Origin of the sequence: Sphaerisporangium album, from assembly GCF_003323745.1 — a bacterium.
Taxonomy (GTDB): Bacteria; Actinomycetota; Actinomycetes; order Streptosporangiales; family Streptosporangiaceae; genus Sphaerisporangium; species Sphaerisporangium album.
The window spans coordinates 363,806-383,873 of sequence record NZ_QOIL01000006.1; the positions used below are offsets into that span (position 1 = coordinate 363,806).

General features: G+C 70.5%; 16 protein-coding genes. 7 read left to right on the top strand and 9 right to left on the bottom strand.

What is annotated here, in order from left to right:
* Positions 1-85: 85 nt before the first annotated feature.
* A complete protein-coding gene (locus tag DQ384_RS13625) occupies positions 86-1,279 on the top strand; it encodes a glycosyltransferase family 4 protein (RefSeq protein ID WP_114029118.1) in 1,194 nt (397 codons plus the stop codon).
* On the top strand, positions 1,279-2,721 hold the full coding sequence (locus DQ384_RS13630) for a sugar transferase (RefSeq protein ID WP_114029119.1): 1,443 nt from the start codon (positions 1,279-1,281) through the stop codon (positions 2,719-2,721). Before DQ384_RS13625 ends, DQ384_RS13630 begins: the two co-directional genes overlap by 1 nt.
* A 227-nt stretch (positions 2,722-2,948) precedes the next feature.
* Here DQ384_RS13630 and DQ384_RS41225 read toward each other — a convergent pair whose 3' ends face one another.
* The 7 genes from DQ384_RS41225 to DQ384_RS13660 all read right to left on the bottom strand — a co-directional run bounded on the left by DQ384_RS41225 (position 2,949) and on the right by DQ384_RS13660 (position 9,562).
* On the bottom strand, positions 2,949-3,110 hold the full coding sequence (locus DQ384_RS41225) for a hypothetical protein (protein WP_181871201.1): 162 nt from the start codon (positions 3,108-3,110) through the stop codon (positions 2,949-2,951).
* The gene (locus tag DQ384_RS13635; RefSeq protein WP_114029120.1) at positions 3,107-3,796 is read right to left on the bottom strand and encodes a class E sortase; all 690 of its coding nucleotides are present in this window, start codon (positions 3,794-3,796) and stop codon (positions 3,107-3,109) included. The genes DQ384_RS41225 and DQ384_RS13635 overlap by 4 nt, the downstream gene beginning before the upstream one ends.
* Positions 3,797-3,821: 25 nt before the next feature.
* The gene (locus tag DQ384_RS44145; protein WP_114029121.1) at positions 3,822-5,378 is read right to left on the bottom strand and encodes an HtaA domain-containing protein; all 1,557 of its coding nucleotides are present in this window, start codon (positions 5,376-5,378) and stop codon (positions 3,822-3,824) included.
* Between the two features lie 108 nt (positions 5,379-5,486).
* Positions 5,487-6,098, bottom strand: coding sequence for a class F sortase (locus tag DQ384_RS13645; protein WP_114029122.1), 612 nt, complete (start codon positions 6,096-6,098; stop codon positions 5,487-5,489).
* Between the two features lie 227 nt (positions 6,099-6,325).
* Entirely contained in the window at positions 6,326-7,111 is a 786-nt protein-coding gene (locus DQ384_RS13650) for a nickel/cobalt transporter (protein ID WP_114029123.1), read from the bottom strand.
* Positions 7,112-7,116: 5 nt separating this feature from the next.
* Positions 7,117-7,782: a hypothetical protein gene (locus DQ384_RS13655; RefSeq protein WP_147268767.1), complete on the bottom strand. Its 666-nt coding sequence runs from the start codon at positions 7,780-7,782 to the stop codon at positions 7,117-7,119.
* A gap of 67 nt (positions 7,783-7,849) precedes the next feature.
* Entirely contained in the window at positions 7,850-9,562 is a 1,713-nt protein-coding gene (locus DQ384_RS13660) for a purple acid phosphatase family protein (RefSeq protein ID WP_220182920.1), read from the bottom strand.
* 302 nt (positions 9,563-9,864) lie between these two features.
* Between DQ384_RS13660 and DQ384_RS13665 the strand changes: the two genes are divergently transcribed.
* Both DQ384_RS13665 and DQ384_RS13670 read left to right on the top strand, forming a co-directional pair.
* Positions 9,865-10,362 (top strand): hypothetical protein, encoded by a 498-nt coding sequence (locus DQ384_RS13665; RefSeq protein ID WP_147268768.1) that lies wholly within the window; start codon positions 9,865-9,867, stop codon positions 10,360-10,362.
* Positions 10,363-10,958: 596 nt separating this feature from the next.
* Positions 10,959-11,777 carry a hypothetical protein gene (locus DQ384_RS13670; RefSeq protein WP_114029231.1) on the top strand — a complete coding sequence of 273 codons (819 nt, stop codon included), beginning with the start codon at positions 10,959-10,961 and terminating at the stop codon, positions 11,775-11,777.
* Positions 11,778-11,896: 119 nt separating this feature from the next.
* On the opposite strand, the gene DQ384_RS13675 is transcribed toward DQ384_RS13670, so the two are convergent.
* Together DQ384_RS13675 and DQ384_RS13680 are read right to left on the bottom strand one after the other, a co-directional pair.
* Entirely contained in the window at positions 11,897-12,787 is an 891-nt protein-coding gene (locus tag DQ384_RS13675) for a MurR/RpiR family transcriptional regulator (protein WP_114029127.1), read from the bottom strand.
* 161 nt (positions 12,788-12,948) lie between these two features.
* A complete protein-coding gene (locus tag DQ384_RS13680; RefSeq protein WP_181871194.1) occupies positions 12,949-14,352 on the bottom strand; it encodes a M14 family zinc carboxypeptidase in 1,404 nt (467 codons plus the stop codon).
* A gap of 1,160 nt (positions 14,353-15,512) precedes the next feature.
* On the opposite strand from DQ384_RS13680, the gene DQ384_RS13685 reads away from it, so the two are divergent.
* The 3 genes from DQ384_RS13685 to DQ384_RS13695 all read left to right on the top strand — a co-directional run bounded on the left by DQ384_RS13685 (position 15,513) and on the right by DQ384_RS13695 (position 20,021).
* Positions 15,513-17,228 (top strand): glycoside hydrolase family 3 protein, encoded by a 1,716-nt coding sequence (locus tag DQ384_RS13685; protein WP_181871195.1) that lies wholly within the window; start codon positions 15,513-15,515, stop codon positions 17,226-17,228.
* Between the two features lie 24 nt (positions 17,229-17,252).
* Complete coding sequence (locus DQ384_RS13690) at positions 17,253-18,536, top strand: exo-beta-N-acetylmuramidase NamZ family protein (protein ID WP_114029130.1); 1,284 nt, start codon at positions 17,253-17,255, stop codon at positions 18,534-18,536.
* 213 nt (positions 18,537-18,749) lie between these two features.
* Positions 18,750-20,021: a pyroglutamyl-peptidase I gene (locus DQ384_RS13695; RefSeq protein ID WP_245966455.1), complete on the top strand. Its 1,272-nt coding sequence runs from the start codon at positions 18,750-18,752 to the stop codon at positions 20,019-20,021.
* Positions 20,022-20,068 lie beyond the last annotated feature (47 nt).

Below are 20,068 nucleotides of genomic sequence, written 5' to 3' on the forward strand. Positions count from 1 at the left end.
ACCCCTCTTTCCCGCGCCACCGGGAATTCCCTAGCGTCCACGCCAGAGGCGCGTTCCGCGATTGTCATATTTGGGGAGTTCGGGCATGCCCGCGGCCGAGACTTCAGGTTCCATCGCACATTCCCCGGCGTCCGCCGATCGGCGGGTGCTCCGCATAGCCATGATCGGCCAGCGCGGCATCCCGGCCACCTTCGGGGGCATCGAGCATCATGTCGCGCACCTCGGGCGGCGGCTCGCCGCCCGAGGTCACGAGGTGACCGTCTACTGCCGCAACAACTACGTGCTCGAACGGCCGGCCACGGTGGACGGCGTGCGACTGCGGCACCTGCCCACCCTCGGCACCAAGCACTTCGACGCCCTCGCGCACAGCCTGGTGTCCACCATGGCCGCCCTCGCGGACGGGCACGACATCCTGCACTACCACGCGCTCGGCCCCGGGCTGTTCGCCCCGCTGCCCCGCTACCTGTCGCGCGCGCGGGTCGTCCAGACCATCCACGGGCGCGACGACCGCCGGCAGAAGTGGGGAGGCGCGGCCAAGGCCGTCCTGCGCAGCGCCCGCTGGCTGAGCGAGCGCGTCCCCGACGCGGTCATCGGCGTCTCCCGCGAGATCGCCGACGAGTACGCCCGGCTTCGTGCGCACCCGACCGTCCACATCGCGAACGGCGTCGAGCGGCCCGTGTCGGCCGTCTCCGTCGCGCCGGTCCTCGAACGCGGGCTGGCCCCGGGGCGGTACGTCCTGTTCGTCGGGCGCCTGGTGCCCGAGAAAGCCATCGACCTGCTCATCAGGGCCTTCCGCGACGTTCCGGGAGACATGCGGCTCGCCATCGTGGGCGGCTCTTCCTACACCGACGAGTACGTCCAGGAGCTGCACGCCCTGGCGGCGGGCGACCCGCGCGTGCGCATGCTGGGCTACCTCTACGGCGAGGACCTCGCCTCCCTGTACCGCCACGCCGCCGTCTACGTGCAGCCTTCGCACCTGGAGGGCCTGCCGCTCGCGCTGCTCGAAGCGTCCTCCTACGGCCTGCCGACCATCGCCAGCTCCCTCGGCTGCCACCGCGAGGTGATCGAGGAGGAGGGCCCGGGCGGGCGGCTGTTCCGCGAGGGAGACCACGAGCACCTGCGGGACGTGCTGGTGCGCGTGCTCTCCTCCCTCGACGCCGAGCGCGGCAGCGCCAGGACCCGGGCCGAGGACGTGCTCGCCCGCTACTCCTGGGACGTCGCCACCGACCGCACCGAGTCGCTCTACCGCTCGCTGGTGGCCGCGCCGGAGCGGCGGTGATGACCGCCACCTCCCTGTCCAAGCCCCTCACCGCCGCTCCCGCGCCGTCCTGGGTCGGGCGCTACCAGCGCCGGCTGGTGGCCGGGGACGCGCTCGTCGTGTGCGCCGTCGTCGTCGGCTCCTACGGCGGCCGGTTCGGGTGGCGCCCGCCCGTCATGGCCGGCGTCCCCTACCACCTGGCGGGCCTGGTGATCGCGGCGGCCTGGCTGCTCTGCCTGCACCAGACGCGCTGCTACGACGGCCGGATGCTCGGCTACGGCATCGACGAGTACCGCCGGGTGGCCAACGGCAGCCTGTACCTCGCGGCGTTCGTCGGCATCACCTGCTACGTGCTCGACCTGCCCCTGGCCCGCGGATTCGTCGCGCTGGCCTGCCCGGCGGGGACCGCCGCCCTGCTCGGCTGGCGGTTCGCCGCCCGCACGTGGCTGCGCCGCCGCAGGGCGCGCGACGCGTCCTGGTCGCACCGCGTGCTCGTGGTGGGCACCGAGTTCCGCGTCACGCACCTGATCCGCGAGCTGCGGCGGGAGGCCCAGGCGGGGTACGCGGTCGCCGGGGTGTGCCTCTCCGACGGGTACGACGACGCGCTGCCCTCCGTGCCCGGCGTCCCCGTGCTGGGCACCGTCGACGACGTGCGGCGGGCCGTCACCCGGGCCGGCGCCGACACCGTCGCGGCGACGGGGCTGACCATCCCCCGGATGCGCGCGCTGTCCTGGGAGCTGGAGGACATGGGCGTCAACCTGATCGTCGCGCCCGCGCTCACCGACGTCACCGGGCCGCGCATCCACACCCGGCCCGTCGGCGGGCTGCCGCTGCTGCACGTCGAGGCGCCCGAGCTGGCCGGGCCGCGCCGCACCGCGAAGGACCTGCTCGAACGCGCGGTCGCTGCGCTGGCCGTCCTGGCGCTGCTTCCGCTGCTCGCGGGCATCGCGCTGGCCGTGCGCCTCGACAGTCCCGGGCCCGCCGTCTTCCGGCAGACGCGCGTCGGGCTCGGCGGGCGGCGGTTCACGCTGTACAAGTTCCGCTCCATGGTCGTGGACGCCGAGGCCGCGCTGGCGGGCCTCGCCGCGCGCAACGAGAAGGACGCGGTGCTCTTCAAGATGCGTCACGATCCGCGCGTGACGCGGGTCGGCAGGTTCATCCGCAAATGGTCGCTGGACGAGCTGCCGCAGCTCTTCAACGTCGTCAGGGGCGACATGTCGCTCGTCGGCCCGAGGCCCCCGCTGCCGTCGGAGGTCGCCCGGTACGGCAGGGACGCGGCGCGGCGGCTGCTGGTGCGGCCCGGCATCACCGGGCTGTGGCAGGTGAGCGGCCGGTCCGACCTGACGTGGGAGGACAGCGTCCGGCTGGACCTGTACTACGTCGAGAACTGGTCCTTCACGGCGGACCTGGTGATCCTTTGGAAGACGGTCGGCGCGGTCCTGCGCCGCGACGGCGCCTACTGAGGCTGGACCGTGACATTCCCGGAGAGGTCCTGACAGGGCTGCGGTCCGTGACGTAACCGGAGGTCTGGCAGGGCTGCCAGGACGACCCCGGGAGGTCCCGGCCCGGCCGTGAACCCCGGGGTGGCCGGCCTGCCGGGCCATGAACGAGCCCGGCCGGGCCGGTAGAGGCCCTAGACCGTGCAGCCTCCGGGGTGCCCAGCCGGGCCGTGGGGGGCCGCAGCGACGTTCTAGCCGCCGACCGTGACGTCGTCCGTCGGCAGCACGCCGTCCACCAGCGGGAACACCACGTACCAGAGCAGCAGCACCACCACGGCGAGCAGCACCGCGGCCGACACCAGCTTGCCGAACGTGCGGCCCGGAAGCCGCTTCCAGATCCACGGGTAGATCACGGGTGCCCCTTGAGCTCGGCCGGGCGGCCGGCGGACTTGGCCTGCTCGCGCACGAGCTCGGCGTGGACGATGAGCCGCTGCCAGTTCTGGAACTTGGGGTTGCAGGTGGTCAGCGTCAGCATGGCCTTGTCCGGTGGCCGGTTCTCGTCGTCCGGGTTCGGGGCGATCACCTCCACCTGGGTCGGCCGCACCAGGCGCTGCCGGGTCACCTTGTAGACGAACCAGCCGGTCTTCGTCTCGGCCACGATCGTGTCGCCCTTGTGGAGGTGGTCGATGTCCCAGAAGACCGACGAGATCCGGTGCCCGGCGATGGCCACGTTGCCGACCTCGCCGGGCTGGGCGGTGCGCGGGTAGTGGCCGGGCCCCTTGCTCAGGTCGGACTGGTCCACCCCCTCGACCACCGCCCACTTGCGGTCCAGCTTGGGGATGTGGATGCGGGCCATGGGCTGGCCCGCCACCGGGCGCACCTCGTTCGCCGCCCAGCGCTCGTCCAGCTCGGCGGCGACGCCGTCCTGCGCGGCCTCGATCTGCCACGCCTTGCCGTACACCGCGTAGGCGGCGAACAGGAGCAGCAGCAGGCCGAGGGTGAGCATCACCTCGCCCACGGCCCGCGCGGCACGCCTGCCGGACGGCTCCCAGTCGTCCTCGGCGTGCCGCGGGGTCTCCTGCTCCATCGTGCCGGTCACTGGTCTCCCGGCCACCGCTCGCCTGTCACTGGTCACCGCGCTGGTAGGCGCCGCGGCGGGAGGCGCGCAGCGTGATGCCGCCGCCCACGATGAGCCCGATGCCCGCGGTCATGAGCGGGATGACGAAGCCGTCGCCGGTCTTGGCCAGCGTCTCGTCGTCTCCCGCGTTCTTGGCGGGCAGCGTGGTGTTCTCCGTGACGGTGTGCGTCGGCTTTGGCGTCGCGCTGCGCGAGGTCGACGCCGACGGCGAGGAGGACGTCGAGGGGGACGCGCTCCTGCTCGGCGACGCGCTGGTCGAGGGACACCCGGAGGCGCTCGTGCTCGGAGACGAGCTCGCGCTGGGACTGGTGCTGGTGGACGGAGTGGCCGAGGCCTCGGCCTCGGCGAAGGCGGCGAACCGCACGACCATCTCGCCGGCCGCCCGCGCCGCCCCCGGGGTCTGCGAGGAGCTGGCGGAGGGCGACGCGCTCGACGACGCGGAGGCGCTCGGCGAGGTGGAGGTCGAGGGGCTGCCCGAGGAGCTCGGGGTGGTGGAGCTCGACGGGCTGGAGCTGCTGGAGCTCGTCGGGGACGAGGTGGGACATGCGGACTGGCTCGGCGTGGGCGAGCCCGTGCCCGATCCCGAGGGGGTAGGCGAGGCCGAGGTGCTGGGCGACCCGCTGGCGCACGGGCTCGCCGACGCGCTCGGAGATGCGCTGGCCGAAGCGCTCGCGCTCGGGCTGCCGGAGACGCAGGGCGACGGCGACCCGCTGCCGGACGGCGAGGGGCTGCCCGTCCCGCTGCCGGTCGGCGTCGAGCCGGCGGAGTCGGCCACACCGGGGTTCGGGGCCGGGGTGCTCGCCTGGTCGAAGGTGACGGTGAGCGTCAGCGGGGTCAGCGGCTCGGTGCCGAGCACGTCGGCCAGCAGGCGGGCCGACTCCTCGGTGGCCGTCGCGGGCACGGCGGCCCACGTCACGGTCTGCTCCTGGACGCCGGCCGCGTCCTGGTCGATGGTCAGGCGGGCCAGCTCGGTGAGCGGCATCGGGCTCGTGGCGGTGCCGGACGGGTGCGGGGTGGCCGGCGCGGCGGCGTGCGTGCCGGGGGCCGCCGTGGGCGTGGCGGTGGGCGTGGCCGGCGGCGCGGCGACCTCGGCGTGCAGCGCGGACTCCGTGCCGTTGATCACGACGACGGGGTCGGCGATGACGACGGTCTTGTGCGCGCGCGTGACGGTGACGGTGCCGCCGTACCTGACGGTGCCGCCCCCGGTCGCCGGGTCGTAGGAGCCGCTCGCGACCGGGAAGTGGAACACGCCGTCACGGTCGCGCTCGACTCCCCCGGCGAGGACCACCTGCGTGTCGCCGGTCTGCGCCGCGCCGTTCCTGCCCTGCTCGCCGAGGTGCTCGTTGATCGCCCAGGCGAGCGACCCTCCGGTGACCTCCCGCGCCGTGGGCTGCCTTACCTGCACCGACACCGAGGCGAGCGCCGCCACGGTCGTCAGGCCACCGACCACCACTTGCACGAGGCCGAGCATGATCAACCAGCGGACGCGCCGTCGGGCCGGCCGGGGCCGACCGATGGACGTGGGACTCATCGAACCAACCATCCTGAAATATGTGTTTCGGTGGACGTGAAGGACATCCGAGGATCACCGAACACCGGTGAACCGAAATCGCCCTGTGAGCGAGGCAACAAAACGGTAAATTCGGCCCGGCTATATTGAGGTGGCCGGTCTCATGGACGCGTAGACGATCAGGTTGTCGGTGTGCGCGCCCGTTCTCCGATCGAAGTCACCGGCGCAGGTGATCAGTCGTAGACCAGGGCGGTCGAGGTTTCCATAGACCCGCTCCGTCGGGAATTCGGTCTTGCGGACCTGTTCCAGACGGTCCACGGTGAACACGGCCACCACGCCGTCGGAGCGCACGATCCTGATCGCGTCGCCCCGGCGCAGCCGGGCCGCACGGGCGAAGACCGACGGCCCCGAACGCGTGCTCCTGTGCCCCACGATCACGGCGGGCCCCAGGCTGCCGGGGACGGGTCCGTACTTGTACCAGCCGGTCAGGTTGCGGGGGGCGAGCGGCGGCACCTCGATCTCGCCCGAGGGCATCAGCCCGACGGGGCGCACGGGCGCGTCCACCCCGATGCGGGGGATCAGGATCCGCACCGGGCGGACCTCGGCCGCCGCCGCCCCGGGCTCGGCGGTCGCGGCGAACACCGGGGTCGTCACTCCCAGGAGGACGACCACCACGGCGACGACCGTCGTCGCCACCAGGGCGATCCGAATCGGCCGTCCGAGCAGGCCGGGCGGGCTCTCGCTCTGCGTCACTCTGTCTCTTCCCGTCTACGAGCGTCCGGGCTAGCAAAGGGTGGCGAGCTTCGGTTACGCCAAGGGGGCGGCCCGGCGGCTCACCGGTGTTGCCGCTGTGAAGGGTCTTTTGAAAGGTGCACGGGAGGCAACGCGGACATTTCCGGCGGGCGTCCGCCGGGCGAGCGGGACGTTGAACCGCCTCCGGGAGGGTGCCTCGCGGCGTTTCCCCGTCCATTTCCGGCAGCTCAGGTGACGAGCACGGCGACCGCGAAGTAGAGGTACAGGAACCCGCCGATCGACACCACGACCCCGGCCACGACCGGCGTCCAGGCCGCCAGCGCCGTGGCCGCCGAGCCGGCCCGGAGGCGGCTGCTGAGCAGCGCGTACCCACCGATCGTCACGGCCCCCACCCCGGTGAGGGTGCAGGCCATGCCGACGCCGAAGGCGAGGACGAGCACGACGGCGTCGACGCCGCGCCCGGTGAGCAGGCCGCTCACCAGCACGAGGAACGCCGACGGCGACGGCAGCAGCCCGCCGGACAGCGCGAGCGCCACCAGGCCCTTGCGCGACCACGGGTCGGTCGGCCCGTCCTCATGCCCGTGCCCATGACCGTGACCGTGCCCATGACCGTGCCCCTGGACGTGCGCGCGGGAGTGCGCCAGCCGTCCCCTCAGGTGCCGGTACGTGAGATGGCCGCCGATCGCGACCACGACCAGCCCGGCCGCCACCTGCATCCACGCCGTGACCGACTCGGTGCCGAACCCGGCGATCCCGCTCACGCCGACCCATGCGAGCGCGAGCACCAGTACGGAGAACGTGTGCATGACGGCGACGATGACGCCGAGCCGCACCGCGTCGCGGTAACGCCCGTGCGTGCCGACCAGGTACGCGGCCGTGATGCTCTTGCCGTGCCCCGGCGCGACCGCGTGCGCCGCGCCCGCGCCGAGCGCGATGACGAGCGCGAGCCAGAACACCCCCCTGCCGTCGAAGAAGGCGACGAGCCGGTCGTCGAGCACGGGAATCCCGCCCATGCCGGTCACGCCCGCCCGCCGCGCCGCCGCGCCCGACGGCCGACCACGACGCCCGCGCCGGCGACCATCACGACGCCCGCGCCGACGACCACGCCCGTCAGGCCCATGGGGGTGCTCGCCGCCGTGGCCGAGAAGCGCACCCGCTGGGTGGCGGTGGCCTTGGTGAACAGCGTCCGCGCCGGGGTGGCGGGCGTCTCGGCGGTCAGCATCGTGCGGTAGTTCTCGTTGAGGTCGGTCAGCGCGGCCAGGGTGACCTGGACCTCGGTCACCGGGCCGTCGCAGTCGAAGCCGAACCGGGCGCCCTCGGTGAGCAGCGCCCGCAGCTCCTCCAGCCGGGCCTCGCACGGACGGCCGTTACGCGCGACCGTGATCCGTTCGAGCAGGTAGTCGCGAACCGCGGGCGAGCGCGACAGCTTCTGCTCGCCGGTCAGCGCGGTCGACACCGTGCCGGTCGCGGGGTCCTCGAACGCGCCGATCGACTGGCCGAGCGCGACCCAGTCGTCCTCGGCCGCCATCCAGGACAGGGTCACGTGCGACCCGTCGGCGCTGATCCGCGCGGTGGACGGCGGGCCGAACGGGTGCGCGGCGGCGGGCACGGCGCACGCGAGGACGATGAAGGCGGCGGCGCACACGACCGGCGCGGCCTTCGGCATGAGGGTACGGATGTTCACCACGGGCTCCAGTCCGATACGGCCGGACACGGCCCCGCCACGGTGGCGGGCCCGCGTCCGGCGTGGGTCACTTCTTCGTCACCGTGACGACGGGAGAGGTGATCTTCTGGTGCTCGCTGGACAGGTACACCACGTACGTCTCGTCCTTGCGGGAGACGGACGGGGCCTTGAAGGTGTAGGTCAGGCGGCCGAGCTCGTCGGCGGTGCGGAAGCCGACCAGGGAGCTGTCACGGTCCCACAGCTTCCACAGGTCCCGCCAGTCGCGGACGCGGGCGCGCTCGTCCTTCGCCTGGTCGGCGTCGCGCAGGAAGACGGCGACCTTCTCGCCCGGGTCGTACCCGTAGGCCGAGACGGTGATGTCTTCGCGCGACCTCACCGTGGTCTTGTCGACGGCGACCTGCTCACCGGTGGTGTTCTGCTCGGTGCGGATCTCGTTGACGGTGCGCTCGCCCTTGTCGTTCTTGCGGACGAGGAACCCGTCGTGGTGCTGGCCGTTGGCGTAGCGGGCCTCGAAGCGGAGCTGGCCCTTGTCGACGTCGATGAGCTGGTAGAGCTGGACGTCCTGCCCCTTGCTCACGACCTCGGCGCCGTTGCCGGTCCAGTTCTCGCCGTTGTTCAGGGCGTACATCTTGCCGCCGGAGACCGACACCACGTACACCACGCCGTTGTGGACGGTGGCGGACTTGCGGGCGGTCTTGGCGTTGCCGCGGCCGTAGGAGTGGTCGTGACCCTGGAGGACCAGGTCCACGCCGTACTTCTCCAACAGCGGGCCCCACTGGTCGCGGACCTGCGGGTTGTTGCGGGTGCCGGTGGTGGAGTAGACGGGGTGGTGGAAGGTCACCACGGTCCACTTGTTGGGGTTGTTCTTGAGCAGGTTCTCCAGCCACGCGGTCTGCGAGGCCATGAGGGTGGCGTTGCTCTGGTAGTTGGAGTCGAGGCCGATGAACCGCACGCCCTGGTAGTCGACGTAGTACGCGGTCTGCTTCAGCTCGGGGTTGCCCGGCCCGTTGTCCGGATACGGGAACTGCGGCCGCCAGAAGGTGGACAGGCCGCTGCTGTACTCGTGGTTGCCGGGGATGGAGACGTTGTTGACCTGGCCGTCGATGAAGCCGCCGGCCTTGTACCACTGGCCCCACTGCTCTTCGCTGTTGGCCGAGTCGATCAGGTCGCCGGCGTTGACGATGACCTTGGCCTGCGGGCGCTCGGCGAACGCCTGGCGGAAGACGCGCGGCACCGCGGAGTCGATGTAGTTCTGCGCGTCGCCGTAGTAGATGAACGAGAAGGGCTGGAAGTCGGCGGCGGCGGTGGTGAAGTCCGTCCACTCACTCCAGTTGGTGCCGTCGCCGACGCGGTAGGTGTACCGGGTGTTCGCCTTGAGGCCGGTGAACTCGACGGTGTGGTACGTGGAGGCGTAGCCCAGCGTCGTGTTGACCGGCGTGCTGGCGACGGCCTTGACGTTGGTGACCGCCCCGGCGGCGGGAAGGACCTGGCCGAGCGCCTTCGGCGACTCCAGGATCTCCGCCTGCGCGAACTCGGCGGTGGTCTCGGCGCGCCAGGTGACCTTCTGGGAGGTGGCGGGCGTGGTGGTCGGGGTGAGGATGACGCGGTCGGGCATGGGGGACGGCTTGTGGATCTCGGCCGCGGGGTAGCGGGGCGGCGCGGCGGCGCCGAACGCCACCGGGCCGAAGGCGATGCCGCCGACGAGCAGCGCGCCGACACCGGCGATGGCGAGCCTGGCCTGGGTGGAGCCCTTGAGCCAGATCTTTCTTTCGTTGCTCACGTGGGGTTTCTTTCTGTCCGTAAAGGAGGGGAGTTCCGTCCGCGGAGCACGGCAGGTGACCGCATTCACCCAGCCGCGACCGGCAGGGACATGAAGATCACCTGGACGCCACGTGAACATAAGCTCGCGTATGACAAAGATCACATGGCCTCTGACCTGCGAAATCGCAAATATGTCGGATTCTGCGTCCGACACCGGCGCTCCCCGCGCCGGTCACGCCGCGTTCCCGTGGCATTCAGCGGGCCCTGCCTACGATCAAGGGTGCGTCCCGCAGACCCCTCGTCCCGTTCCGGGCCTCGCCGATGACCGCCGTACGACCGGTCGCGCCGCGGCGATGGTCCCGTCCGCTGGCCCTGCTACCCGGCGTGCTGGCGCTCGGCACGCTCTTCGTCGTCCCGCCGGGCGGGGCCGTCGTCAAGGACGACACCTTCATGACCGCGCAGACGACGGGCATCCTCAACATCGAGGCCGGAGAATGCTTCGACGACCCGGTCTACTCACCCGCCGCGGGCGAGAAGATCGTCCTCTACAAGCCGTGTCCCGAGCGCGCCGACAACCAGGCCTACGGCTTCCTGCACGCGGCGGACGGCCCCTGGGACCGCGCCGGGCTCGCCGCGTTCGCCTGGAAGAAGTGCGAGCAGGGCTTCACCCACTACTGGCCAGGCGAGGCGGGCTCGGGGCTGGACTACTACCCGATCATGCCGACGGCGGAGACCTGGGCCGACGGCGACCGCGACGTCATGTGCGCCGTCTACAACCCCCACGGCAAACTGACCCGCTCGCTCCTCCCCCTCAGGTGACCCGTCCTTCTCTTCGGTGCCTGCCCGGCGCGATGCCGTAGGTCGTCGTCACGCCCTGACCGACCCGGGGGCCAGAGCACCGGATCCTCGCCGGCTGCACGACCCTAATCGCCGCGTTCACCTTCTCGTTCATACGCGGTGAAGTCGTCGGGCCCGCCCGTGACGCTGGGTGCCGAGGCGTTTACCGGCGCTTTTGGTCCGGGCGTACGCCGTTCGACGGACGGCGGGACCCGTTAACGCCCGGCGTCACGTCTCTCTGCGCATTCCTTTTCGGCTGGGCGTGGTGATGCCAGTGACATCACGACTCTTTTCTTTCTGCTGTTATGTCCTCTGCCATTTGGTGCGCAGGCGCATCGCTCATAAGCGGCACCGGACACTCGGCCCCGAATTGATCATGCCCTCCACCAGGCATTAGATAGAACAGGATAAAAATCGGCCACCAATATTGTCAGAACGAGAAAACCGGCAGACACTCAGGGGCACGAGGCGCGACCCCGACCAATGGAGGCGTAGTGAACGCTCCCGTCCCCCGAAAAGTCAGGCACCGGAAACCGCTGATCCGAGGTCTGATATCCGCCGCCGTGGGGATCATCGCCGTGGCATTCCTGTCCGTGCCATCGGCCACCGCTCTGGCGCTGCCCACGCCAAAGGATTTCGTATCGTATCTCGACCTCGAATGCTTCAAGACCGACCCCTACCAGCCGCCGGCCACCGGACTGACGCTGAGGCACCTCAACCCCGTACTCAGCACCCTGCCGGTCGAGCAGGTCACCCTCGGCCCGCGCGAGCAGTTGTGCGTGCCGGTCGCCAAGAACAACGTCATCCCGCCGGCCCCCGTGCTGGACTTCATCCGGTACGTCGACCTGGCGTGCTACCGGATCACCGGGACGACCGTGAACGTCGGCCTCGTGCTCAGCCAGCTCAACCCGGTGCTCGCGGACCTGCCACGCCATGACGCCGTACTCAACGGGCCCCAGCAGTTGTGCGTGCCGGTGGCCAAGAACGGTCTGATCCCGCCCGCCGAGATCCTGTCGCTCGTCTCGCACCTCGACCTGAAGTGCTACGGGACCACGCCCAACCCCCTGATGAACCGCGCGCTGACCCTCCAGCAGCTCAACCCCGTCCTGGTGGACCAGATCCCCGTCCACCAGGTGAAGGTCAACGCCGCCCGCCAGCTCTGCGTGCCGGTGCAGAAGGCTGGAGACACCATCCCGCCCGAGGTGATGAACATCGTGAGGTGGGTGGACCTCGAGAAGTACGACATCACCCTCTCGACGACCCTCCCCTCTGTCACCCTCACCCTGCAGCACCTCAACCCGGTGCTCGGCCGCCTGCCGATCGAGCGCGCCACGCTCACCGGAGCCAACCAGCTCGCGGTTCCGGTGGCGAAGAACGGCCAGTTCCCGCCGGGCTGAGCCGCGTGCGGTCCCCCGCCCGGTCCCGGTTCCACCGCCGGGGCCGGGCCCCTTTTCGCCCCCATCACCGCACACCCTTCTCGCGCGGCCCCGGCGCTCCTCCCACGCGCCGGGGCGGGTCAGTGGGAGAGGAAGACCTGGCGCTCCGTCGCGCTGTCGTCGAAGGCCTCCAGGCGGGCCTGGCCTTCGGTGGCGAGGGTGTCGAGCATGCTGTGCAGGAGCGCGGTGCACAGCACCGTGGGGGCGGCGTGGGAGTCGAACGCGAAGTCCGAGCTCACCGGCGCGAGCAGGACCTCGTCCGCGAGGTCGGTGAGCCGGCCCACCGGCTGGTCGGTGACGAGGGCGACCTTCAGCCGGACGCGCCGCGCCCAGATGAGCCCCTGGACCAGTTCGCGCGGGTAGCGCGGCAGACCGATGGCGAGCACCCATTCCGCTCCGGATTCGGCCGCCCGGCCCAGCCGGTCCTCCAGGATCGAGCCTGGCACGTCGAGTACGCGTACGTCCGGGTGCACCTTCTCGGCGAGGTAGCCGAACAGGTGCGCCAGCGGCGCGGAGATCCGCAGGCCCATGACCAGGAGCGGAGTCGACCTGGCCAGCCCGGCGGCCACTCTGCGAAGCCGACCGGGATCCCGCAGGCCGTCCCGCAGCCGCTCCAGGTCGCGGATCTCGGAGTTGACGAGTTCCTGGACCTCGTTGAGGCGATCAGCGGGCGGCGCCGGGTGCCGATCGCCGAACACGGAGGTGCGGAGCGCGTCCCGGAACTCCGGGAACCCGCGGAACCCGAGTGCGGCGGCGAAGCGGGTGACGGACGGCTGGCTGACGCCGACGCGCTCGGCGAGGTCGGCGCTGGTGAAGAAGACGGCCTCCTGGGCGTTCTCCAGCAGGTAGCGGGCGATCCGGCGCTGAGACGGGGAAAGGCGGTGGCCGTCGAAAAGCGCGCGCAGGTTCGCGGCGATCCGGGACGCGTCCAGCACGGCGAGCGGCCGGCCGGTCTCCGAGACGTGCCTCATCCTGGAACACTTCCCTTCTCCGTGGAGTGACGGCCGCGATGAGCGACCCGCCGCCGAGGCGGCCGCGTCACTATGAATCGCGATGTGCCTGAGGGATGCAACGCCACCGGGCGGCCCTTTGTGGGGACCGCCCGGCCGAACATGTGCGGGGTGAGAACGGCTCAGTTCTTCGGGCCGTTGCCGTTGAACCGCTTCTTGCACTCCTGCAACCTCACGTCGACCTGCTCGCCGCGGTCGACGGTCACGCGCACCGTCTCGAGAACCTCGCCTGTCGGGCGGGCGCAGGTCAGCGTCCAGCTTTCCTTGAGGAAGTTGCCCGGCCCTGTCGCGACGACGCCGGTCTCGGTGTAGGCGGGGACCGGCCGCACCGACGGGTTCACGTGCCAGGTGAACTTGCCGTTGGTCGGGGCGACCAGCGTCGACTCCAGGTGGGTGGGAACTCTCTGCGGCGGGTCGAAGACGTTGTTCGCCTGCCGGATCGGCGCGGTCCACAGGTCGAAGTCCTTGGTGACCGTCAGCACCGCGCCCTTCGGCGCCTTGCCGGTGATCACGGAGTGCCCCGCCGGGTCCGCCGCGTACTCCAGGGCGACCATGAACGCCTCGCGGTTCGACCTGCCCTCGTAGCGGCCCGTGCCCAGGTAGTCCTCGATCACCTCGGGATAGGTGTTGTTGGTCGACTGGGTCTTCATGATCTCGAAGGTGAAGCCGAGGCCGCGGGTGGCGTAGTACGACCAGTCCGGAGTCTCACCGGTCGTCTCGTAGTCGAATCCCGACTTCATGCCCGTGTAGCCGTTCCTGGCCGTCATCGCGTCGGTCAGCGCGGCGTAGACGGCCTCGTCCGGAGCGTCGCCCGCACGCTTCTCCAGCGGGGGGCGAAGGAGGGTGTGACCGGAGGTGTGGTTCGTGATCAGGACGGTGACCTGGTTGTTCTTGGTCAGGTCCATGACGTTGCGCACCTCGGGCTCGGAGCCCGGCCCCGGGCCGCGGGTCGTCGCGTTGGACCCGGCGTTGCTGCCCCAGCCGAAGGGGTAGTTGCGGTTGATGTCGACCCCGCCGCTGCCGGCGCAGGTCGGGGAGAGGCCGCAGCTCGTGCGCCGGTTGATGACGAACCCGTCCACGTTGACGACCGGGACGAAGATCACCCGTGCCTGGTCGAGCAGGCGCGTGACCTGGGGGTCCTTCCCGTCGTTGTTGATCAGGTCGTAGGCGAACTCCAGCGTGTGCTCCCCGGAGGGCCATTCGTTGCCGTGGTGGACACCCATCATGAACAGGGCCGGCTTGCCGTCGGCGGCGTCGACGTCGTGGGTGACCTCGATGCCGTATACGTCCCGGCCCTGGCGGGTCTTGTGCGGCAGCGTGATGTGCTTGACGAGGCCGGGGTGCCGGGTGCTGAGCGCCAGCATCTCGTCGTTGTAGTCCGTGATCGTCCGGTACGAGGTGCGTCCGCTGGGCAGACCTGCCGCCTGCCCCGCCGCGAGCCGGACGGCCGCCTGGGTGGCGGCCGACTCGGCGAGGACGGGGGCGGCGGCCGGAACTCCGAGACCTCCCAGAAGACCGACGCTCAACGCGAACGTCAAAACGCGTTTCCGGGCGCCAGAGGCAGTGGAGGGGTGCGTGCCTCCTGAAGACATTCTGAAACCTTTCTCAGCCGCGGAAGAACAGGAACCAGAAACGCGTCCTTTTCTCCGAGCCGTCTTTCGGCAATGCGCGCGGCCACAGCCGCTGACTGCAAAGTTTCAGTTAGTCTGCGGGCCTGAATGTACCCTGTCAACCCCTTCCGGACGGCCTTCTCCGCACGCTCGCCTAATGCGAGTGGCACATTTTCGCACCGTCCCGGAGCGCCGGAGGTGAGGGATGCCTCGCCGCCCGGAAACCAGGCGGACGAAACCGGAAGGCCGACGACCCGTTGTCGGCGTCGCTCGACCCGGTCACCGTTCGACGGCGAGAGGACACAGCGCGCGAGCACCCTGGTGACCGCGCCTTGCCGGCGACGCCGTCGCGCCAACGGTGACATCCGCGGCTACCGCTGCCGGCGCACTCCCGACCGGCACGCCACCCGCACCCAGAAGACGAATACCGGCCATTTCCAGCCGCACCATGCGTCGAGGGAAATTCCAAATTCCGCTTTCGACGTCATCTTCTCATCGAGTCGATTCGCTCGTGGCACGCTGCCGCCGATGCATATTTGACCGAGGCGCGACAGGGCGGGGCCTCACCCCCCGGGAAAGCAGCCGCATAAGGTGTTACGCCGCGAGCGGCCGAAATGGTCCGGCAGGGGCGGGGAACGCCCCGTCGCCCGCACGCCGACGCTCACCGAACGGCGGCGCCGGCATCGCCACCTGCGTCTCACCGGAATACCAGTGAATACTGACAGCAGGGGGATAACACCCGGAGCCGGCTGGTCCGACCTGCCGAAGATCCTCTCGGCCCCAGAAAAGACGCACTTTTCAGGCGGTCAACTCCGCCACCCCCACGCAGGTGCGGTCGCCGCGGTTGTGCGGAGGTTCGGTGCCGGAAAGCGTTGACCATCCAGTCGTATGTAAGTAACTTCCAGACAGCGCCACCTGGCATGAAATTTACCTACATGCGAGGGTTTGGAGGACGGATGCGTTACCGGCGGTTAGTGGCTCTGGCGGCGGCGACGGTGGTTATGGGGGCGGGGGTGGCGCCGGCCGTTCACGCTGACGACGGGAAGGACTCCTGGATCCTGGGCAAGATCAGGAGCATGAGCCTGGAGGAGAAGGTCGGACAGCTGTTCGTGGCCGACGTCTACGGGCAGAGCGGGGACACGACCGACCCGGCCGACGTGGCGGCGAACCAGGCGATGTACGGGCCTGACGTCAAGAACGGCGACGACCTCATCGCCAAGTACAAGCTCGGCGCGATCCTCTACTTCCGGTGGGCGAACAACCTGAACGACCCCGTCAGGACGGCGGGGCTCTCCAACGACCTGCAGCGGGCGGCGCTGGCGCAGCCGGCGAAGATCCCGCTGCTGATCGCCACCGACCAGGAGCACGGCGCCGTCTACCGGCTGGACGAGCCGTTCACCGCGTTCCCCGGGCAGATGGCGCTCGGCGCGACCCGCAGCGCGGGCGAGGCGCTCGCCACGGGGATGGTCACCGGCCGGGAACTGGCCGCGCTCGGCATCAACCAGGACTACGCGCCGGTCGCCGATGTCAACATCAACCCGGGCAACCCGGTGATCGGCGTCCGCTCGTTCGGGGAGAACACCGAGCTCGTGTCAACGCTCACGCGAGCCTCCGTCCACGGTCTGCGGCAGGGCGGCGTCCTGGCGAGCCTGAAGCACTTCCCGGGCCATGGCGACACGATCACCGACAGCCACACCGGCGTACCGTGGATCTTCCACACGAAGGAGCAGTGGCAGCGGATCGACGCGCCACCGTTCCGGGCGGGCATCGCCGCCGGCGCCGACATGGTCATGACGGCGCACGTCGTCATGCCGTACCTGCAGAGCGACTGCGACGTGGCGACCCAGCAGGGCTGCGACCCCGCGACGCTCGACCCGGAGATCATGACCGGGCTGCTCCGCGGCGAGCTCGGCTACGACGGCGTCGTGGTAACCGACTCGCTGTCCATGCAGGGCGTGCGCGACAAGTACGGCGACGACCGCATCCCGGTGCTCGCGCTCAAGGCCGGGGTCGACATGCTCATGATCGTCGACGACGCGACGAGCACGATCTCCCTGGACCGCGCCTACAACGCCGTGCTGAACGCCGTCCGCTCGGGCGAGCTGACCGAGGAGCGCATCGACGAGTCCGTCCACCGGGTCCTGCGCCTCAAGAAGCAGCGCGGCCTCTTCCACGGTGACCGGCAGGTCGACGAGCGAAAGGTGCTGGACCGCCTCGGCTCCCCCGCGCACAAGGCGCTCGCCCGCGTGGTCGCCGGCCACAGCGTGACGCTGGTGCGGAACACCGCCGGTGTGCTGCCGCTGACGAACACCGGGCAGCGGGTGCTGGTGACCGGCTACCGCAACGTCACGCCGCCGTCCGTCAAGATCCCGCCGACCGAGCGGCTGGCCAAGGCGATCGGCGATTTGGGGGTCACCACCGAGGTGTTCGAGACGGGGACGGCCCCCAACCAGGCGACCGTCAACACCGCGGTGGCCAAGGCGGCCGCCTGCGACCTGGTCGTGGTGACCACGGTGAACTCCAAGAGCTCGGCCTCCCAGCGCAACCTCGTCAACGCGCTGCTCGCCACCGGCAAGCCCGTCGTCATCGTCGCCGCCCGCAACCCGTACGACATCGCGGACTTCCCCGACGCCCCCACGTACCTCGCGACGTACTCGTGGGAGAAGCCGGCGATGGAGGCCGCCGCACGGGTGCTGTTCGGCCGCACCGACCCCAGAGGCAAGCTGCCGGTGACGATCCCGGCCGCCGACGGCTCCGTCCTCTACCCCTACGGACACGGTCTGAGCTACTGACCTCCCAGAAGGGAGCACCATCTCATGGGCCACCTCTTCTCGCGGCGGGCCGTGCTGTCCACCGCGGCCGTCACCATGGCCGGGACAGGCATGGGCGTCCCAGCGCTCGGCCACCGTCCACGGCCCCGCGGATTCCGGACCGGCGTCCAGGTCCTGATGGCCGACGACTACGGGCTCGTGAGGGGCCAGAAGGTCGGCATCGTCACCAACCCCACCGGCATCCTGCCCGACCTCGGCCACGAGGTCGACGTGATGGCCGCCCGCGACGAGATCGACCTCGTCGCGGTGTTCGGCCCCGAGCACGGGTTTCGCGGCACGGCCCAGGCCGGCGGCTCAGAAGGTTTCCACGTGGACGAGCAGACCGGGCTCCCGGTCTACGACACGTACCTGAAGAGCGGCCAGGCGCTGGCCGACATCTTCACGAGGTCGGGCGTGGACACGATCATGTTCGACATCCAGGACGCGGGCGCCCGCTTCTACACCTACATCTGGACGATGTTCGACTCCATGCAGGCCGCGGCGCTGGCCGGCAAGCGGTTCGTCGTCCTCGACCGGCCCAACCCGATGACCGGCCGCCGGGCCTACGGGCCGGTCATGACGCCGCAGTTCTCCACGTTCATCGGCCGCGAGGCGATCTCCCAGGCGCACGGCATGACCGTCGGCGAGCTGGCGAGGCTGTTCAACGCCGAGTTCCTGGACCGGCCGGTCGATCTCACGGTCGTGCAGATGCGCGGCTGGAAGCGGGACCTGGCGTACGAGGACACCGGTTTGCCCTGGGTTCTGCCGTCGCCGAACATGCCGACCGTGGACACCGCGTTCGTCTACTCGGGCACCGGCATGTTCGAGGGCACCAACCTGTCGGAGGGACGTGGCACTACCCGGCCCTTCGAGCTCATCGGCGCCCCCTACGTCGACCACCGGTGGGCGGACACGCTCAACGCGCTGGGCCTGCCCGGCGCCGGGTTCCGACCGGCCTACTTCACGCCCACGTTCTCCAAGCACGTGAACAAGCTGTGCGGCGGGGTACAGCTGTACGTCACAGACCGGAAGGCATTCGACCCGGTCAAGACGGGAGTGGCGATGCTCGTCACGGTCAGGCGGCTCTACCCCGACGACTTCGCCTGGCGATACGACACCTCCGACCCGGCCCGGCCGTACTGGATCGACAAGCTGACCGGCTCGGCCCAGGTCCGGACCGACATCGACGCCGGGAAAGCCCCGGACGAGGTCGAGGCCGGCTGGGCCGGCCCGCTCAACGCGTTCGCCGAGACGCGCGAGAAATACCTGGTCTACCGCGGCGGGAACTAGCCACGCCGGCATGGCGGGGCCCGTCGAAGCACTCGGTGCCTATGGAACCTCGTCCCGCCTTGCCGGTACCGAAGACGGGAGAGCTCAGGGATGCGGGGCTTCGTCGTGCAACATCCACATTATCCGTCTTGGCCTGTCAATCTCTATTGTCATGATTCCATCATCGATGGACACTTGTGCCTTGACCATTGCCGCCGGACAGAGGGGTCCTGAGTGCGACGGCTTCGTGCAGGGCTGACCGTATGCGTCGTCTCGATCTTCCTTAGCGCTGCGCCGATCACGGCGCCCGCGCTCGCCGCGGAGACCGCGGGTTGTGCGGACACATCGGCGCCGCTCTCCATCGAGGAGCAACGCCTCGCCGGCGCCGTCCCGCAGGAGATCGTGCGGCGTGCCGGCTTCGACTCGGTGGCCTCCCAGTTCGCGCGGGTCCTGTGCGGGACGACTTCGTACCGCCAGGCGGAGCTGGTCGTCACAGCGCACGGGCAGCGGCTCTGGCGGCGCGCGGTCGATCGGGCGCAGGGACGCGGCGTTCCGGGCGGAGACCTGAGCCGGGACGACGACCGGCCGCTGTACTGGGCACGGCTGGGGATGACCGGCGCGCTGCGGCAGTGGCGGCCCGCGTTCGACCTCACCGACGCCGGACGCAAGGCGCTGCTCGATCGCCTGGAGCGCGGCTCCCGCGGTCAGGACGCCATCCGCTTCCCCGCGGCGAGGGGCGTGAAGCGGGTGCTGGTAACCGGCTTCGACCCGTTCACCCTGGACCGGGACATCCGCATCAGCAACCCCTCCGGGGCCACCGCACTGGCGCTCGACGGGACGACTGTACGGACGGACGCGGGCCTGGTCAGGATCGAGACGGCCGTGTTCCCCGTCCGCTGGGGCGACTTCGCGGACGGCATGGTGGAGCGGGCATTGCGCCCGCACCTACCACAGGCGGACCTGTTCACGACGGTCAGCCAGGGCCGGGTCGGCCGGTTCGACATCGAGCGCTTCAACGGGGCCTGGCGGGGAGGCTTCCCGGACAACGAGAACGTGTCCTCGACGGGGCCGATCCCCGTGTCCGACCCCGCCGGCCAGCCCCAGTGGACGGTCACCACGCTCCCGTACCGGGACATCGTCGCCGCCTCGACGGGCCGCTTCCCCGTGCGCGACAACACCCAGGTGACCGAGATCCCGGCGGGCGCGACCGCCCCCGTGGTGCGGCCGGACGGCCCCACCGAGGGCTCCACCGCGCGAAGCGGGAGCGGCGGCGACTACCTCTCCAACGAGATCGCCTACCGGGCGACACTGCTACGCGACCGGCTCCGTCTGGATATCCCGGGCGGCCATGTGCACACCCCCGTCCTGCAGTTCGGCGCGACCAACACCGACCCGGCGACGGGCACGATCACGGACCCCGAATTCGTGCGGAACCGCCTGGACATCATCGCCCAGGTCCGCTCGATCATCCTCGTGGCGGCCACCGCCACCCCTGCGCGAAGCTGAGCAACCAGATGCCGCTGCCATCGAGGCCGCGCTCAAGGGGTGATCGC

Excerpts from the sequence above, each read along its gene's own strand:
- DQ384_RS13625 (WP_114029118.1), top strand. The coding sequence starts at position 86 with ATGCCCGCGGCCGAGACTTCAGGTTCCATCGCACATTCCCCGGCGTCC.
- DQ384_RS13630 (WP_114029119.1), top strand. The coding sequence starts at position 1,279 with ATGACCGCCACCTCCCTGTCCAAGCCCCTCACCGCCGCTCCCGCGCCG.
- DQ384_RS44145 (WP_114029121.1), bottom strand. The coding sequence starts at position 5,378 with ATGGTTGGTTCGATGAGTCCCACGTCCATCGGTCGGCCCCGGCCGGCC.
- DQ384_RS13650 (WP_114029123.1), bottom strand. The coding sequence starts at position 7,111 with ATGGGCGGGATTCCCGTGCTCGACGACCGGCTCGTCGCCTTCTTCGAC.
- DQ384_RS13665 (WP_147268768.1), top strand. The coding sequence starts at position 9,865 with ATGACCGCCGTACGACCGGTCGCGCCGCGGCGATGGTCCCGTCCGCTG.
- DQ384_RS13675 (WP_114029127.1), bottom strand. The coding sequence starts at position 12,787 with ATGAGGCACGTCTCGGAGACCGGCCGGCCGCTCGCCGTGCTGGACGCG.
- DQ384_RS13685 (WP_181871195.1), top strand. The coding sequence starts at position 15,513 with ATGAGCCTGGAGGAGAAGGTCGGACAGCTGTTCGTGGCCGACGTCTAC.
- DQ384_RS13690 (WP_114029130.1), top strand. The coding sequence starts at position 17,253 with ATGGGCCACCTCTTCTCGCGGCGGGCCGTGCTGTCCACCGCGGCCGTC.